Origin of the sequence: Bacillus cereus group sp. N24 (assembly GCF_016483345.1) — a bacterium.
In the GTDB taxonomy this organism is placed as follows: Bacteria; Bacillota; Bacilli; order Bacillales; family Bacillaceae_G; genus Bacillus_A; species Bacillus_A toyonensis.
In genome coordinates, this window is sequence record NZ_JAEHCA010000017.1 from 1 (window position 1) to 17707 (window position 17707).

Here is a 17707-nt window from a genome sequence, read left to right on the forward strand (position 1 = left end):
AGTTTAAAAAGTCCGGTTTAGATAACTGTCGCATTTCGTCGTTGCTTCGCCAGTCCGGTGCTCGAGTAGTAAAGCTATACTGCGCTCCTCCTAGCTTCAGCGCCTCGATCTGCTCGGCCCTCTGAATCCTCCTTTTAAAACGTGTATGTAGGAAGAAATAAAAGTCCGGTTTATACTATGTTTTTGTTTGAAATATGTATTTTTAGGAATTCTATAACTTTTTCTATACAAATAGTCGGAAAAACGCTAGAATACATGGTAGACCATTTTTGTAATAGGAGTGTAGAGCTGAATGTTACATCAATTTTCACGTAATGAATTAGCCTTCGGTAAAGAAGGACTTGAAATATTAAAAAATAGTACAGTCGGTATTTTAGGAATTGGCGGCGTAGGATCATTTTCAGCTGAAGCGTTAGCGCGTTCTGGTGTAGGACGTCTCGTATTAGTTGATAAAGACGTTGTAGATATTACAAACGTAAACCGTCAAATTCACGCTTTAGTATCTACTGTAGGGCGTTCAAAAGTAGAATTAATGAAAGAGCGTATTGCAGACATTAATCCGGAATGTGAAGTAATTGGATTAGAAATGTTTTATACAGATGAAACATATGAAGAGTTCTTTAAACACGATTTAGATTTCGTAGTGGATGCATCTGATACGATTACGTTCAAAATCCATTTAATTAAACAATGTTTACGTCGTAAAATTAAAATTATCTCATGTATGGGTGCAGCAAATAAAATGGACCCAACTCGTTTCCGTATTGCGGACATTTCTAAAACACATACAGATCCGATTGCGAAAGTAATTCGTACGAAGCTTCGTAAAGAGGGTATTAAAAAAGGTGTAAAAGTTGTCTTCTCTGACGAAAACCCAATCGTAATTCGTGAAGAAGTACGTAAAGAAATCGTACCAGACGAAAATGCAAAAATTCGTAAGGCGAAATTACCACCTTCTTCAAATGCATTCGTACCATCTGTGGCAGGCTTAATTATGGCAAGTCACGTTGTACGTGAGCGTATTAAAAATGTAGAAGTGAAGCGTGTAGGGCAAGAATAAAAGGAAAGCATATATCCATTTCGGATATATGCTTTTTCTATGTTTTAAAGAATTATTGATATTTGCATCACTACTAGTTCAAATGTAAGTAAGGTTAATAAGTAATGATCATATTTATCTGATTTATAGGCGGATGTATTTTTTAGACTGTTAATGGTGAAAAGAGCTAAAGTCAGGACGAGAAGGCCAAGAGTTATTTTGAAAATTATTAATGAAATAGCAACCATATCCCTTCAAAGGGATATGGTTATAATGACATTACAGTAAAAATTATCCAATATATTTTAGGAGTTTCCTTGTATGACAGGGAGAAATGTTATTGTCAATTTTTGTCGTTAAATCGATATTCTTTGTCGAATCGTTGATATATTGCAAGTTGTGATAGATATATTTGAAAAATCGTTGATATATTGCAAGTTACGATAGATATATTCGAAAAATCGTTGATATAATTTCATTTACCGATATATCTATATACGGTTCACCGAAAACAAACAAGGATGTCACTTAATCAAAAAAGTGACATCCCTGTTTTTAATTCTCTGCAGAATAAATAATATCTAAATTCCCGTTTTGATCGGTTTTGAAAATGGGAGCAATCTGTTCTTCTTGTTCTTCAACCGAAACAAGTTTTCGAGCACGATCCATAATTCTAACAAGCATTGCGTAATCTTCTTCGATTGCTTGTTGTTTTTTTGTGAGTACCGCTAATTTTGCTTCAAGTTCATGATTCGTTTTTTGTAAGGAAGTAAGCTGATCTTGTAATACCTCATTTTCAGTTTGCAACTTTGCGGTTGAAGGGTTATTATGTTCCATGTTTTGCAAAAATGAGATGACATTTTGCATTGTAAGTTCCTGTTGACTTGGCGTGATATTTTCTGAAAACTCGGCATCGATTACGAGCTGCCGAGTTTGTGTAAACTGCTCTTTTTCTATTTTAGCTTCAGAACGTTTTAATTCTTTACGTTGTTTTTTTGCAATCTGTACCGCAACTTCGTAATTCGCTCGTACTTCAGCATTCCATCTAAAACCGCAAGCTGCTGAAGTGCGGTTCAAAGCATCGCCAACTTCATCGAATGCTTTGATTTGTGTACTGCCGCTACGAATATGTCGTAAAACAGTTTCTGCTAAAAGGAGATCGTCTTCTCTTGTCCATGCATCTTGACGTGTTTTCATAAGCGAAGCCTCCGTAATGGTGACGTTTTCGTTTATGTTACCCTTTATTTTTCGTTTTATTCGAACTTTGTAATCTTTCATAAACAGTAGAAAGTGCTTGCTCAAATTTCCCTGTTGTTTTCGGTTTATAATATTGCTTGTTTTTTATTTTATCAGGTAAGTATTGTTGGTGTACCCACCCATTTGGATGGTCATGTGGATATAAGTATCCAATGCCTCGACCTAACGATTCAGCGCCTTTATAGTGACTGTCTTTTAAATGACCTGGAATGTCACCTGTTTGACCGTTACGTAAATCGTGCAATGCAGCATCAAGTGCTTTATAAGCTGAATTTGATTTTGGTGATAGGCATAGCTCGATAACGGCATTTGCAAGTGGTATGCGTGCCTCTGGGAATCCAACTCGTTCAGCTGACTCAATCGCTGCAAGTGTGCGCGGTCCAGCTTGCGGGCTAGCAAGTCCGATATCTTCATATGCCATAATAAGAAGGCGTCTACCGATACTTTGTAAATCACCAGCTTCAATAAGGCGTGCTAAATAATGAAGTGCTGCATTTACATCACTTCCGCGCACTGATTTTTGAAATGCCGATAATACGTCATAATGAGCATCTCCACCTTTGTCATGAACGAAACTCTTTTTTTGTAAGCATTCTTCTGCGATTTCTAGCGTGATTTCCGCAGCTTTGTCGTCGGTTGTAAAGCTAGATAAAACAGCTAATTCAAGTGCATTATAAGCTGAACGCATATCTCCGCCTGATGCATTTGCAAAGTGATGTAATGCCTCATCCGTAACAGTTACATCATATTCCCCAAGCCCTTTTTCTTTATCTTCAAGAGCTCGTTTTAAACCAATTAAAATATCATCTTCTGTTAGTGCGTGTAACTCGAAGATTTGACATCTGCTTCGGATAGCAGAATTTATCGCATGGAATGGATTACTCGTCGTTGCACCGATTAAAGTAAGGAGTCCACTTTCTAAATGAGGTAATAGAAAGTCTTGTTTCGCCTTATCTAACCTGTGAACTTCATCTAAAATTAAAACGAGGTGTCGATGCATCTTCGCTTCTTGTACGACAACTTCCATATCTTTTTTATTGTGGGTAACAGCATTTAATAGGCGAAACGGTGTTCCAGTACTTCCCGCAATTGCGCTAGCTATTGATGTTTTTCCTGTACCTGGAGGACCGTATAAAATCATAGATTGAAAATGATTTGCTTGGACCATTCGCCATAAAATCTTTCCTTCACCAACTAAATGCTGTTGTCCAATAATTTCTTGAATATTTGTAGGGCGCATTCGATGTGCGAGTGGTTGTTTCATTTTTACCGTCTCCCTTACTATATAATCTCATTCTATCGTATCATTTTTTTTAGTGGAATTTGAAATAGGATGCTGTTTTGTGGGAAAGATAAATATGAATATTTTCATTTTTCTTTCAATTGTAATAATTTCCGAGTTTTTCAATGTGATTTTATGTTATCATTTTGATACACAAGTTGAAATTTCTTATAATACTATATTATGCTATAATTTCATAGGATTTTAAATTGTGTTTTTTATAAATAAGATATAACCAATAGAAGTGAAAATTTGAAAAGAGGTGCAAAATAGATGAAGATTTCAACAAAAGGCCGCTACGGCTTAACAATTATGATCGATCTTGCAAAAAAGTTTGGTGAAGGTCCGATTTCATTAAAATCAATCGCACAGGCACATGACTTATCGGAACATTACTTAGAACAATTAATTTCACCACTTCGTAACGCTCGTCTTGTAAAGAGTACGCGTGGTGCATATGGCGGATATGTATTATCTGATCAACCGGCTAACATTACAGCTGGGGATGTAATTCGTGTACTAGAGGGTCCAATTAGTGTTGTAGAAATGATAGAAGAAGAAGAACCAGCACAGCGCCAATTATGGATGCGTGTTCGAGATGCGGTGCAAGAAGTGTTAGATAGTACAACTTTAGAAGATTTAGTGCGTTATGAGGAAGAAAATCACGGGGGCTATATGTTTTACATTTAATTCCTTGTGAAACGATTTGGAAAGAAGGAGATTTAATGGAACGCATTTACTTAGATCATGCTGCGACATCTCCGACTCACCCAGAAGTGGTCGAAAAGATGATTCCATATATGACAGAAACATTCGGAAACCCGTCTAGTATTCACTTTTATGGACGTCAAGCGCGCCATGCAGTAGATGAGGCGAGACGCGTGTGTGCAAAAAGCATCCATGCGAACCCGAATGAAATTATATTCACGAGCGGTGGTACAGAAGCTGATAATTTAGCGCTTATAGGTGTAGCACGCGCAAACCGTCATAAAGGTAACCACATTATAACGACGGAAATTGAACATCATGCGATTTTGCATACGTGTGAATTGCTTGAGCGTGAAGGGTTTGAAGTGACATATTTACCTGTCGATGAAACGGGGCGTGTTCAACTTTCTGACATACAAAAGGCATTAACAGAAGAGACAATTCTTGTATCTATTATGTTTGGGAATAATGAAGTAGGGACGATGCAATCGATTGCGGAAATAGGAAAACTGCTAAAAGAGCATCAAGCTTATTTCCATACAGATGCGGTACAAGCTTACGGTTTAGTAGAAATAAATGTGAAAGAGTTTGGGATTGATTTATTATCAATTTCAGCGCACAAAATTAACGGGCCAAAAGGCGTAGGGTTCTTATACGCTAGTGCAAATTTGAAATTTGAACCGTTATTAATAGGCGGAGAGCAAGAAAGAAAACGCCGTGCTGGTACTGAAAATGTACCTAGTATTGTCGGACTTCAACATGCAATTCTTTTAGCTGAAAAAACTCGTGAGCAAAAAAATGCCCAATATGAAGAGTTTAAAGATATAATGGTATCTGTCTTCAAAAATGAAGGCATTACTTTCGAGGTAAACGGAAACTTGGAATATCGCTTACCACATGTGTTGAATATCAGTTTTACAGGAATGAACATTGAACCATTTCTTGTGAACTTAGATTTAGCTGGCATTGCAGTATCAAGTGGTTCTGCTTGTACAGCTGGTTCGATTGATCCATCACATGTATTAGTGGCGATGTTCGGAAAAGACTCCGATCAAATACGTTCATCCGTACGCTTTAGTTTCGGTCTTGGAAATACGAAAGAGCAAATTGAAAAAGCGGCGTACGAAACAGTGAAAATCGTGAAGCGATTAACACAAAATTAGCATGGGAGGTGACATGATGAACAAACTACCTCACGAAACACGCGTTGTCATCGGGATGTCCGGTGGCGTCGATTCATCTGTAGCAGCTCTTTTATTAAAAGAGCAAGGTTATGATGTGATCGGAATTTTTATGAAAAACTGGGATGATACAGATGAGAATGGTGTCTGCACAGCAACAGAAGATTACAATGATGTAATTGAAGTGTGTAACCAAATCGGTATTCCGTATTATGCAGTAAACTTTGAAAAACAATACTGGGACAAAGTATTTACGTACTTCTTAGATGAGTACCGAGCTGGTCGTACACCAAACCCAGATGTAATGTGTAACAAAGAAATTAAATTTAAAGCATTTTTAGAGCATGCAATTGCGCTTGGTGCTGATTATGTAGCGACAGGCCATTATGCACGTGTTGCTTATATGGACGGCGAATATAAAATGCTTCGCGGCGTTGATGACAATAAAGACCAAACGTATTTCTTAAATCAATTAAGCCAAGAGCAATTATCAAAAACAATGTTCCCATTAGGTGAATTAAAGAAACCGCAAATTCGCGAAATGGCGACAGAAGCTGGTTTAGCGACAGCGGCGAAGAAAGATAGTACTGGTATTTGCTTCATTGGCGAGCGTAACTTTAAAGATTTCTTAAGTAACTATTTACCAGCGCAACCAGGTGTGATGCAAACGTTATCTGGTGAAGTGAAAGGAAAACATGATGGTTTAATGTACTATACAATTGGACAACGTCATGGCCTTGGTATTGGTGGTAACGGTGATCCATGGTTCGCTGTTGGGAAAAACTTAAAAGACAACATTTTATATGTTGATCAAGGATTCCATAATGAACTTCTATATGGTGATGAAGTTATCGCTACGAATGTAGGATGGGTAAGTAACAAAGCAAAAGAAACAGAATTTAAATGCACAGCGAAATTCCGCTATCGTCAAGCAGATAATAAAGTAACGGTTCAAATTGTTGATGAAAATACAGTTCGTATTCTTTGTGATGAGCCAATTCGTGCGATTACGCCAGGCCAAGCAGTTGTTTTCTATGATGGAGATGAGTGCTTAGGCGGCGCTACAATTGATGAAGTATATCATAGTGGTAAGAAATTAGATTATTTAGGATAAAACGAGAAGCCTCTGCCGATTAGCGGTTAGAGGTTTCTTTTACATAAAGCGAATTTTCGTTCGCTTGGAAAATACATTCTTTGTTATAATTTGTTGTAGAGGTGAAGGACATGTCAAACAAACTTGAAACAGGTATTCAATATATGCAAGAAGGAAACTGGGAAGAAGCAGCTAAAAATTTTACAGAAGCAATCGAAGAAAATCCGAAAGATGCGCTTGGATATATTAACTTTGCGAATTTATTAGATGTATTAGGTGATAGTGAACGAGCAATTTTATTTTATAAGCGTGCATTAGAGTTAGATGATAAATCTGCGGCTGCTTATTATGGCTTAGGAAACGTATATTACGGTCAAGAGCAATTTGCAGAGGCAAAATCTGTATTTGAACAAGCAATGCAATCGGGCTTACAGTCAGCTGATGTAACATTTATGTTAGGTATTACACATGTGCAACTTGGAAATGATCGTCTTGCATTACCGTTTTTACAAAGAGCGACGGAATTAGATGAAGGCGATGTAGAAGCTGTTTTCCAATGCGGACTTTGCTTCGCGCGACTAGAACATATTCAAGAGGCAAAACCTTATTTTGAAAAGGTATTAGAAATGGATGAAGAGCATGCAGATGCGTATTATAATTTAGGTGTTGCGTACGTATTTGAAGAAAATAACGAGAAGGCTCTTACTTTATTTAAGAAAGCAACTGAAATTCAGCCAGACCACTTTTTAGCTGGTAATGGTATTCGTTTATTAGAGCAAGAAGCTGAATAAAGTGAAATGATAGTTTAATGCGCAGTTACCCCTCATCTAAAGATTGTGAAAGAGGTGGGGGATGTACTGCTCATTAAGGTGAAAAGAACTCGGGAAGGAGAGGAAAGATGGGAAATCAACATGCCATGGATTTGTTTGAGGAAGAGAAAAAATTTATAAAAGCGCAAGTTCTTCATACCATTTTCCACAACGAAGAAAACCTCTATTCCGTTGTCAGTATGAAAATCATTGAAACGAATGAAACATACGACGAAAAAAAAGTAATGATAAACGGTCATTTTCCCCGTATGCATGAAGATGAAGTGTTTACATTAACAGGTCATTTTAAAGACCACCCGAAGTATGGGAAACAATATTTAGTTGAAACGTTTAAGAAAGAATTGCCGCAAACAAAAGCAGGTATGGTGCAATATTTAGCGAGCGATTTATTTAAAGGGATTGGAAAGCGTACGGCTGAAAAAATCGTAGATCACCTTGGTGAGCATGCCATTTCTAAAATTATGGATGATCCTGATGCGTTAAATGGTGTTGTTAACAAACAAAAAGCACAGGAAATATATGAGACAATTGTGGAGCATCAAGGGTTAGAGAAAGTAATGAGCTTTTTAAATGGTTACGGTTTTGGAACGAAGCTTTCTATTAAAATTTATCAGCAATATAAAGAAATGACATTAGAAGTGATTCGTAATAATCCATATCAACTTATTGAAGAAGTGGACGGGATTGGTTTTGGACGAGCAGATGATATAGGACGTGCGTTAGGTATATCGGGTAATCATGATGACCGTGTACGTGCGGGATGTTTTTATACGTTAGAGAATGTTTCACTGCAGCTCGGCCACGTTTATATGGGGAAAGATCAACTTGTAAGAGAAACGATGTCACTTTTAAATAATCAAGAAGGTAGAGTGACTGAGGAAGACATTATAGGCTGTGTCGAAATGATGCAAAGTGAAGGGAAAGTCATCATTGAAGAAGAACGAGTGTACTTAGCATCGTTATTTTACTCTGAAAAAGGTGTTGTAAAGTCTATTCGTAGGCTTATGAATCAAGAGGAAACCCCTTCATTTCCTGAAGCAGAAATGTTAAAAACATTAGGTGAAATTGAAGAACAGCTGAAGGTGCAGTATGCACCGTTTCAGCAAGAAGCAATTCAAACGGCACTTCATAAGCCGATGATGTTATTGACAGGTGGACCAGGAACGGGGAAAACAACAGTTATTAAAGGAATTGTTGAAATGTACGCGTCCTTGCATGGGGTATCATTAAATCCGAATGAATACAGTGATGATAATCCATTTCCAATATTATTAACGGCTCCAACAGGAAGAGCAGCGAAGCGAATGAGTGAATCTACCGGGCTCCCTGCTTGTACAATTCATCGTCTGCTTGGTTGGACGCCAGAAGGGTCTTTCCAGCGTAATGAAACCGATCCAGTTCAAGGGAAGTTACTCATTATTGATGAGTTTTCGATGGTAGATATTTGGCTTGCAAATCAGCTATTCAAGTCACTTCCGACAAATATTCAAGTTATCGTTGTAGGTGATGAAGATCAGTTGCCATCTGTAGGACCTGGACAAGTGTTAAAAGATTTATTAAATGCAGGAGCCATTCCAACGGTAAAACTTACAGAAATTTATCGTCAGGCGGAAGGTTCGTCTGTTATTCAGCTTGCCCATGCGATAAAAGACGGAACACTTCCACCGGATTTAGCGCAAAATAAAAAAGATCGTTCATTTATCAGCTGTGCAGGGGCTCAAATTGTTGAAGTTGTAAAAAAAGTATGTGAAAACGCGAAGACGAAAGGGTTTAGCGCAAGAGATGTCCAAGTGTTGGCACCTATGTACCGCGGACCAGCAGGTATTAATGTGTTAAATGAAGCTCTTCAAGAAGTGTTTAATCCGAAAAAAGAAAAAAGTAAAGAAATTGCCTACGGTGACGTTGTGTATCGAAGAGGTGATAAAGTACTTCAATTAGTCAATCAGCCGGAAAGCCAAGTATTTAATGGTGATATTGGAGAAATTGTTTCGGTGTTTTATGCAAAAGAAAATGTTGAGCAACAGGACATGATTATCGTTTCATTTGATGGAATCGAAGTAACGTATACAAAGCCGGATTTAAATCAAATTACCCATGCATATTGCTGCTCGATTCATAAATCACAAGGTAGTGAATTTCCAATAGTTATTATGCCGATTGTAAAGAGCTACTACCGTATGTTACGTCGTAATTTAATTTACACGGGCATTACAAGAAGTAAGAAATTCCTTATTATTTGTGGGGAGGAAGCGGCTTTTCAATCCGGTGTAAATCGCCTTGACGATGCAATGCGTCAAACGACTTTAGCTGGTCGTTTGCAAGAATCACAAGGAGAGGTGCAGATGGTAACGGTTAATGGCGAGGAAATGGACGTGGAAAACATTTCACCGTATGATTTCATGTAACGAGGTGAAATTATATAGTGAAACTTTCAAACGTATAACGTTGAAAGGCTCCAGCAATGTATAAATGAATGCGGTTTGGACATAATGGCGAATAGAATCTGGGAGACTGTAAGGAGATGAAAGCCATATGTTTATTTGTCCAAATTGCAAAGGGAAAGACATCGGAAAAATAGGTGTCAACCAATTTTATTGCTGGAATTGTTATATCGAATTATCGGTTTCAAAGGGGAAAATCCATACGCATCAAGTAGAGGAAGATGGTTCATTAAGCTCTCTTGATGATTTATTTGATGAGAACGAAAGAACGATCGGATAACGAAAAGGGGGATTTACTTTGAATCTACGCAATTCATTAATCGCATTAGGTGTTGGAGCTGCAGCATATCAATATGCTCGCAAGCAAGATGTATTTTCAAAACGCAATATGAAAAAAGCACGTAAGATGATTAAATCTTATTTATAAACGTAAAAAACTCCCTTCATGATAAGGGAGTTTTTTTATGCGCTCGTATGCAAATATAAAAGTCCAATTTCAGAGAAGAGATAAGATAGGCCGTAACACCCAACACCAAGCATTCCGTAATGAAATAATTGCTTCGCCCTCTCTTTTCGTGAGGAACGAATAAAGAAACCTTTCCAAATACCAAATCCGATACAAACCCATTCAAGAATCATAAAAAGTGCTGATAATACGAGCATAAATAAAACCATTATGAGTCCTCCTGATTATATTGTTTCATGCTGCATTCTCAGGGATGGTTGTCCTTGTTATGTTATGTATATGTACGTCTTTACAAAACAGTATGGTCTGTATGAAAAGATTTTAAAAGTTTTGCACATAACCTACCCTATTTATTTTCAAAATAAAGGTGGAGGAGGTTTTTCGTGTGAAGAATCTTAAAATCATTTGGATATACCGTTTAGGATTATTGTTACTTGTATTTCTTTGTTTGCTTGTTTTCTTAAAGATCAAGCCACTATGGGCGCCGATTATTTTTGTATGTAAAGTGGCGATTACACCGTTTCTTATCGCTTGTTTTATTGCGTATTTATTGCATCCTTTAATTGAAAAAATTCATAAGGAAGGGATGCCGCGCACACTCGCTATTTTGCTCATTTACATCCTGTTCTTTGGCGGGATTGGCTATGGGATTTATAAAGGAACGCCAGTTGTTATTAAACAGTTACAAGAAATTAATGAACAATTTCCGCAGTTTACAAAAATGTATGATTCTTGGATGGATGGCGTTACAGAACAAACGGCGAATTTCCCATCATTTATTCATGAAAAGGTAAAGCAAATTTTCGTTGGTGTAGAAATGAAGATACAAACGCTTTTAAATAAAGTTATGAGCACAGCCCGTGGTGTACTGGATTCATTGCTCATTATTTTCTTGATTCCGTTCATTGTATTTTACATATTAAAAGATTACGGTGAGTTTTATCATATCTTTTGGAAACTAGTTCCGAGTAAGTGGCGTAGTACGGGTCAAATGCTTGCGAAAGAAATTGATAAATCACTCGGAAGTTATATTCGAGGACAGTTATTTGTTTGCTTAGTATTAGGGGGAGTATCTGTTCTTTCTTTTTGGTTTATCGGTATGAAATATCCATTGCTGCTCGGCATTATTATTGGGGTAACGGATATAATCCCATATTTTGGTCCTATTTTAGGGGCGATTCCCACGTTGATGATTGCGGCAACGGTATCAACGAGTCTACTCATTAAGGCGGGGATTACAATTGCTATTTTGCAATTTTTGGAAAGTAACATTTTATCGCCTTACATCGTTGGTAAGTCGCTTCGTATGCACCCCGTTATTATTATGCTTGCATTACTAGTTGGAGGAGAGGTAGCCGGGATTGTAGGATTGCTAATATCGGTTCCGATTTTAGCAGTTATTCGTACAGTGATTGTTCATGTGAGGCCTCTTTGGAAAAGAGAAGATGTTTAAAATGAAGCCCTCTATTTAAAAAATAGAGGGCTAATCATATAATTATTTAGGGAGTTGATTTTTTATTTTTTGAACAAAAGAGCTCACATCAGTTGTTTGAATATGTTTTATTCTTTTCCATTCCGTATCATACATAAATACAATTTGATTGCTGAAAAGGCGCTTCTGTTCTTTTAGATTAGAAATTTTTGCGAAAGAGTACTCTTCAAATATTGGTTTTTTGCTTACGTCAGGACCATAAAAGAAGAGCCTTTTGTTCGTTAAGATTAACAGTCCTGGCCTTGCGACGGAATGATATATAAATATATTTAATGAGCATGCTGCATAAAAAAGGATTTTTTCATCAGTTGTTAACATTTCTCTAGCTTGATTCAATAAAGTTGTCATTGTAATCGCTCCTTTATTGTTAATAATTTAATTATAACAAATAATGTAATATTTAGAAATTTGTATAAAGTATTTTTTGTGAGGAGATTCCTATTTAGTAATAAATGCATAATATATTGAAAGGCTGTTAAGAATGAATAGTAGAGTAACTATGAGTAATAAACAATTGATACAATATAAATGATTATCTACATTGACAAACTTAAGAGAATTCTATTATATTTAGTCATATAATACATTAAATCAATGACGGAACAAGTACGTTACAGTCCATTTGTAGAGAGAAGCTTCCACTGGCTGAAAGGAGCTTTAAATGAAGGGTAACAGAAAGCTAATCCTGAGAGCAGCTAATCACTGCCGTCTTGCCACGTTACGGCACCATGAGGTGATGAATTGATTGTTATAATAATCAATTCATAATTAGGGTGGTATCGCGAGTTAACTCTCGTCCCTTTTATAGGGGCGGGAGTTTTTTATATTTAAGGAGGAAAATACAATGAAACAACTAACAGGCGCACAAATTCGTCAAATGTTTTTAGACTTTTTCCAAGAAAAAGGACATGCAGTAGAACCTAGTGCATCACTAGTTCCACATGAAGATCCATCTCTTCTATGGATTAACAGTGGTGTAGCAACATTAAAAAAATATTTTGATGGACGCGTAATCCCGCAAAATCCACGTATTACAAATGCTCAAAAATCAATTCGTACAAACGATATTGAAAACGTAGGGAAAACAGCTCGTCACCATACATTCTTTGAAATGTTAGGGAACTTCTCAATCGGTGATTACTTCAAAGAAGAAGCAATTACTTGGGCTTGGGAATTTTTAACGAGCGACAAGTGGATTGGATTCGATAAAGAATTACTATCAGTTACAATCCATCCGGAAGATGAAGAAGCATTTACAATTTGGAATGAGAAAATGGGTGTTCCAAAAGAGCGCATCATCCGCTTAGAAGAAAACTTCTGGGATATCGGTGAAGGACCAAGTGGACCGAATACAGAGATTTTCTATGATCGCGGGGAAGCTTACGGTAATGACTTTAGTGACCCAGAATTATATCCGGGCGGAGAAAACGAGCGTTACTTAGAAGTATGGAACCTTGTATTCTCTCAATTTAACCATAATCCAGACGGTTCATATACACCACTTCCTAAGAAGAACATTGATACAGGGATGGGTCTAGAGCGTATGACATCTATCGTTCAAGATGTACCTACGAACTTTGATACGGATCTATTCATGCCAATGATTGGTGCAACAGAATCAATTTCTGGTGAGAAGTATCGTAATGGAGACTTAGAAAAAGATATGGCGTTTAAAGTCATTGCTGACCATATTCGTACAGTAACATTCGCTGTTGGTGACGGTGCTCTTCCATCTAACGAAGGCCGTGGTTATGTATTACGTCGTTTATTACGTCGTGCTGTTCGTTATTCTAAGAAATTAAACATCAACCGTCCATTCATGTTTGAATTAGTACCGGTTGTTGGAGAAGTAATGAAAGACTTCTATCCAGAAGTACTGGAAAAGAAAGATTTCATCGCAAAAGTTGTGAAAAATGAAGAAGAACGCTTCCACGAAACACTTCATGATGGTGAAGCAATTTTAGCTGAAGTTATTGCAAAAGCGAAAGAAGAAAAAACAACTGTTATTTCTGGCGTAGATGCGTTCCGTTTATACGACACGTACGGTTTCCCAATTGAATTAACAGAAGAATATGCAGAAGAAGCTGGTATGACAGTTGACCATAAAGGTTTTGAAGCTGAAATGGAAAAACAACGTGAGCGTGCACGTGCTGCTCGTCAAGACGTTGATTCTATGCAAGTTCAAGGCGGTGTACTTGGTGAAGTTAAAGTAGCGAGCGAATTCGTTGGTTACGGTACAGTTGCAACAGAAAGTAACATTGTTGCACTTGTGAAAAACGGTGAGTATACAGATAGCTTACAAGCAGGTGAAGAAGGACAGTTAATGCTTGATGTAACACCATTCTATGCTGAGAGCGGCGGACAAATTGCAGACCGTGGTTACCTTCTTGCTGATGGCGTGAAAGTTGTTGTAAAAGATGTACAAAAAGCACCAAATGGTCAAAACTTACACAAAGTAGTTGTGGAAGAAGGTACATTAACGAAAGGTGCGGCTGTAAAAGCTGTTATCGATACGAAAAACCGTAGTAGCGTTGTGAAAAACCATACAGCAACTCACTTACTACACCAAGCGTTAAAAGATGTACTTGGAACGCATGTTAACCAAGCAGGTTCTCTTGTAACTTCTGAACGTTTACGCTTTGACTTCTCTCACTTCGGTCAAGTACAAGCTGACGAATTAGAAAAAATTGAGCGTATCGTAAACGAGAAAATTTGGGAAAGTATTAACGTTGAGATTTCTCAAAAATCAATCGAAGAAGCGAAAGAAATGGGTGCAATGGCATTATTCGGTGAAAAATACGGTGATGTTGTACGCGTTGTACAAGTAGGCGATTACAGCTTAGAGCTTTGCGGTGGTTGTCACGTTGATAACACAGCTTCTATCGGTATTTTCAAAATCGTTGCTGAGTCTGGTATCGGTGCAGGAACTCGTCGTATTGAGGCGGTAACTGGTAAGTCTGCATACGAATTAATGAACGATCAAGTAGGTTTATTAAAAGAAGCAGCAGGAAAAATGAAAACAAATCCGAAAGATATTTTAACGAGAGTTGATGGCTTATTTGCTGAAGTGAAACAACTTCAAAAAGAAAATGAATCCCTTGCTGCAAAATTAAGCAATATCGAAGCTGGAAACTTAACTGATTCAGTAATGACAGTTGATGGCGTAAACGTATTAGCAGCGAAAGTAAATGTTGCAGATATGAACAACTTACGTACGATGATGGATGACCTTAAAAATAAATTAGAGTCTGCAGTTGTTGTATTAGTGTCTGTAAATGACGATAAAGTAAACATTTTAGCTGGCGTAACGAAAGATTTAATTAGCCAAGGTTACCATGCTGGTAAACTTGTGAAAGAAGTAGCTTCTCGTTGCGGCGGTGGCGGTGGTGGCCGTCCTGATATGGCTCAAGCGGGCGGTAAAAACCCAGCACAAGTTGAAGAAGCTTTAGCATTTGTACAAGAGTACGTTAAATCTGTTTCAAAATAAAGAGATAGTAGTGTACAATGGTAGGGAGAGGAGAAGTTCTTCTCCCTATACTTACTATATAAGTGAGGTGCTTGAAATGGACGGTTTTGATAAAACAATGAAGTTTAGCATTCAAGATGAAAAACAGAGTGTCCATGTAAATGATGTACTTTTAACTGTGTATGATGCACTTCAAGAAAAAGGCTATAATCCGATTAACCAAATCGTCGGTTATTTATTAAGTGGAGATCCAGCATACATACCTCGCCATAAAGATGCACGAAGCATCGTTCGCAAACTTGAACGTGATGAGATAATTGAAGAGCTTGTGAAGTCTTACTTGAAACATCATCGTGAGGAGTAGTTTATGCGGATATTAGGTTTAGATGTAGGTACAAAAACAGTCGGAGTTGCAATGAGCGACGAAATGGGCTGGACAGCACAAGGATTGGAAACAATCAAGATTAACGAAGAACGAGGTCACTTTGGTTTTGACCGTATTTCTGAGTTAGTAAAGCAGTACAATGTGGACAAAATAGTAGTAGGTTTACCTAAAAATATGAATGGTACAATTGGCCCACGTGGTGAAGCGTGCCAGCAATTTGCAGAAAACCTACGAGAGCTGTTACAATTAGACGTTGTAATGTGGGACGAGCGTTTGTCGACGATGGCGGCGGAGCGTCTACTCATTTCAGCTGATGTAAGCCGTAAGAAGCGAAAGCAAGTAATCGATAAGATGGCTGCAGTCGTAATCTTACAAGGATTTTTAGATAGTAAATAAGAGGTGACCAAAATGGAAGAAAATCAAATTACAATTGTAGACGAAAAAGGTAACGAACATTTATGTGAGATTGTTTTCACTTTTGATGCTGAAAAATTTGGCAAAAAATCATATGTAGTCTTCTCTCCAATCGGTGAAGTAGACGAAGATGGAGACCAAATTTATGATGCAATGGCTTATGAGCAAAATGAAGAAGAGGGCGGAACTTTACTTCCAATCGAATCTGAAGAAGAGTGGGAAATGGTACAAGAAATGTTCAACACTCTAGCTGATGAGCAAGAAGCTGAATAATAAGTGCTGAGAAGATGGACGATATATAGTCCATCTTTTTTTATATGTAAAATGAAAGATTTTTTGTCGAAACTGTGTAATCCTTTGTAGTATAATGAGACGGATTGTAGAAAAATAAAATATCTGTCAAAAAATGATAGGTAAGTTTATTGTGATTTTTCATCGTGTTGTATAGAAAGACGTACATATGGCCTACAATTGAATAAGGAGGAAGAGTTTTGATAGAGAATCAAGTGAAAAAGAAGCGTAGACGCATTTTTTTATTTTCGATTATTGCACTGCTTTTAGTTTGTGGTTCAGTCTATGCGTATATTTCATCGGCATTAGGACCAGTTGATAGCGGGAATAAAAAAGAGATTGAAGTAGAAATTCCGAAAGGATCATCTACTAGTAAAATTGGTGAAATTTTAGAAGAAAAGGGTGCTGTGAAAAACGGTACAGTTTTTAGCTTTTATACAAAGGCTAAATCAAAAAACTTACAAGCTGGTACATATTTATTAAATCCTTCAATGAGTGCCTCAGATGTCATTGAACAAATGTCATCTGGCAATGTACATCGTCCAGCTCTGTATAAAGTGACGATAAAAGAAGGAGCGCAAGTAACTGAAATTGCAGAAACGGTTGCGAGTGAATTAAAGTGGAATAAAGATGATGTTACGCGTCAATTAAACGATAAAGCATTTATTCAAAAAATGCAGCAAAAGTATCCGAAGTTATTAACGGATAAAATCTTTGATAGTAATATTAAATACCCATTAGAAGGGTATTTATATCCTGCGACGTATTCGTTCTATAAGAAAGATACAACGCTAGAAGAAATCGTAATTCCAATGCTTGAGAAAACAAATGCAATCATTGTTCAAAACGAGGCGAAAATGAAAGCGAAGAACTGGGATGTTCATCAGCTTTTAACATTGTCTTCACTGATTGAAGAAGAGGCGACTGGTTTTACAGATCGCCAAAAAATTTCTAGTGTCTTTTATAATCGCTTAGCAAAAGGTATGCCGCTTCAAACAGATCCAACGGTATTATACGCGCTTGGAAAGCATAAGCAACGTGTATTATACGAGGATTTAAAGGTGAATTCACCGTATAATACGTATGTTGTGAAAGGATTACCAGTTGGACCGATTGCGAACTCTGGTAAACATTCAGTGGAAGCTGCGTTAGAACCTGCGCAAACAGATTATTATTATTTCTTAGCTGCACCAAGTGGTGAAGTGTACTATGCGAAAACATTAGAAGAGCATAATGCATTAAAGCAAAAATATATTACGAAAAAACAGTGAAATGGGGAGGGATAGCGAAAAAGGTCGCACATCCCTCTTTTTTGTGGTAAAATGTATCGGGTTAAAAACTGGCAGAAGAATCGTTTTTAAT

18 protein-coding genes and 1 other annotated feature are annotated in these 17707 nt (G+C 37.3%); of the genes, 14 read left to right on the forward strand and 4 right to left on the reverse strand.

Annotated elements, in window-relative coordinates:
• Positions 1-292: 292 nt before the first annotated feature.
• A complete protein-coding gene (locus JDS95_RS21165; RefSeq protein ID WP_199690771.1) occupies positions 293-1060 on the forward strand; it encodes a tRNA threonylcarbamoyladenosine dehydratase in 768 nt (255 codons plus the stop codon).
• 534 nt (positions 1061-1594) lie between these two features.
• Here the strand turns inward: JDS95_RS21165 and JDS95_RS21170 are convergent.
• A complete protein-coding gene (locus JDS95_RS21170) occupies positions 1595-2236 on the reverse strand; it encodes an RsfA family transcriptional regulator (RefSeq protein WP_199690772.1) in 642 nt (213 codons plus the stop codon).
• 37 nt (positions 2237-2273) lie between these two features.
• Positions 2274-3560, reverse strand: coding sequence for a replication-associated recombination protein A (locus JDS95_RS21175; RefSeq protein WP_000812923.1), 1287 nt, complete (start codon positions 3558-3560; stop codon positions 2274-2276).
• Between the two features lie 291 nt (positions 3561-3851).
• Between JDS95_RS21175 and cymR the strand changes: the two genes are divergently transcribed.
• The 7 genes from cymR (at position 3852) to JDS95_RS21210 (ending at position 10258) form a co-directional block, all read left to right on the forward strand.
• Entirely contained in the window at positions 3852-4268 is a 417-nt protein-coding gene (cymR, locus tag JDS95_RS21180) for a cysteine metabolism transcriptional regulator CymR (RefSeq protein WP_000704116.1), read from the forward strand.
• 35 nt (positions 4269-4303) lie between these two features.
• Positions 4304-5449 carry a cysteine desulfurase family protein gene (locus JDS95_RS21185; RefSeq protein ID WP_000439899.1) on the forward strand — a complete coding sequence of 382 codons (1146 nt, stop codon included), beginning with the start codon at positions 4304-4306 and terminating at the stop codon, positions 5447-5449.
• 16 nt (positions 5450-5465) lie between these two features.
• The gene (gene mnmA / locus JDS95_RS21190) at positions 5466-6581 is read left to right on the forward strand and encodes a tRNA 2-thiouridine(34) synthase MnmA (protein WP_001038014.1); all 1116 of its coding nucleotides are present in this window, start codon (positions 5466-5468) and stop codon (positions 6579-6581) included.
• 110 nt (positions 6582-6691) lie between these two features.
• Positions 6692-7351 (forward strand): tetratricopeptide repeat protein, encoded by a 660-nt coding sequence (locus JDS95_RS21195; protein WP_199690773.1) that lies wholly within the window; start codon positions 6692-6694, stop codon positions 7349-7351.
• Between the two features lie 107 nt (positions 7352-7458).
• Positions 7459-9795 (forward strand): SF1B family DNA helicase RecD2, encoded by a 2337-nt coding sequence (recD2, locus tag JDS95_RS21200; protein ID WP_000528058.1) that lies wholly within the window; start codon positions 7459-7461, stop codon positions 9793-9795.
• 127 nt (positions 9796-9922) lie between these two features.
• The gene (locus tag JDS95_RS21205) at positions 9923-10111 is read left to right on the forward strand and encodes a hypothetical protein (RefSeq protein ID WP_000469281.1); all 189 of its coding nucleotides are present in this window, start codon (positions 9923-9925) and stop codon (positions 10109-10111) included.
• Positions 10112-10129: 18 nt separating this feature from the next.
• Positions 10130-10258 (forward strand): YrzQ family protein, encoded by a 129-nt coding sequence (locus JDS95_RS21210; protein WP_001053553.1) that lies wholly within the window; start codon positions 10130-10132, stop codon positions 10256-10258.
• 35 nt (positions 10259-10293) lie between these two features.
• Here the strand turns inward: JDS95_RS21210 and JDS95_RS21215 are convergent, their stop codons facing one another.
• Entirely contained in the window at positions 10294-10506 is a 213-nt protein-coding gene (locus tag JDS95_RS21215) for a hypothetical protein (protein ID WP_000242555.1), read from the reverse strand.
• Positions 10507-10682: 176 nt separating this feature from the next.
• On the opposite strand from JDS95_RS21215, the gene JDS95_RS21220 reads away from it, so the two are divergent.
• Positions 10683-11750, forward strand: coding sequence for an AI-2E family transporter (locus JDS95_RS21220; protein WP_000793113.1), 1068 nt, complete (start codon positions 10683-10685; stop codon positions 11748-11750).
• A 42-nt stretch (positions 11751-11792) separates the two neighbouring features.
• On the opposite strand, the gene JDS95_RS21225 is transcribed toward JDS95_RS21220, so the two are convergent.
• A complete protein-coding gene (locus tag JDS95_RS21225) occupies positions 11793-12137 on the reverse strand; it encodes a PH domain-containing protein (RefSeq protein WP_000209541.1) in 345 nt (114 codons plus the stop codon).
• Between the two features lie 237 nt (positions 12138-12374).
• Positions 12375-12593: a binding site (T-box leader), on the forward strand.
• A 40-nt stretch (positions 12594-12633) separates the two neighbouring features.
• Here JDS95_RS21225 and alaS point away from each other — a divergent pair.
• The 5 genes from alaS to mltG all read left to right on the forward strand — a co-directional run bounded on the left by alaS (position 12634) and on the right by mltG (position 17616).
• A complete protein-coding gene (gene alaS / locus JDS95_RS21230) occupies positions 12634-15276 on the forward strand; it encodes an alanine--tRNA ligase (RefSeq protein WP_000811807.1) in 2643 nt (880 codons plus the stop codon).
• 76 nt (positions 15277-15352) lie between these two features.
• A complete protein-coding gene (locus JDS95_RS21235) occupies positions 15353-15619 on the forward strand; it encodes an IreB family regulatory phosphoprotein (RefSeq protein ID WP_000348591.1) in 267 nt (88 codons plus the stop codon).
• A gap of 3 nt (positions 15620-15622) precedes the next feature.
• Positions 15623-16036, forward strand: a complete 414-nt coding sequence (ruvX, locus tag JDS95_RS21240; protein WP_001221202.1) for a Holliday junction resolvase RuvX — start codon at positions 15623-15625, stop codon at positions 16034-16036.
• A gap of 12 nt (positions 16037-16048) precedes the next feature.
• On the forward strand, positions 16049-16327 hold the full coding sequence (locus tag JDS95_RS21245; RefSeq protein ID WP_000392249.1) for a DUF1292 domain-containing protein: 279 nt from the start codon (positions 16049-16051) through the stop codon (positions 16325-16327).
• A 218-nt stretch (positions 16328-16545) separates the two neighbouring features.
• Entirely contained in the window at positions 16546-17616 is a 1071-nt protein-coding gene (gene mltG, locus JDS95_RS21250) for an endolytic transglycosylase MltG (RefSeq protein WP_000572128.1), read from the forward strand.
• Positions 17617-17707: the final 91 nt, after the last annotated feature.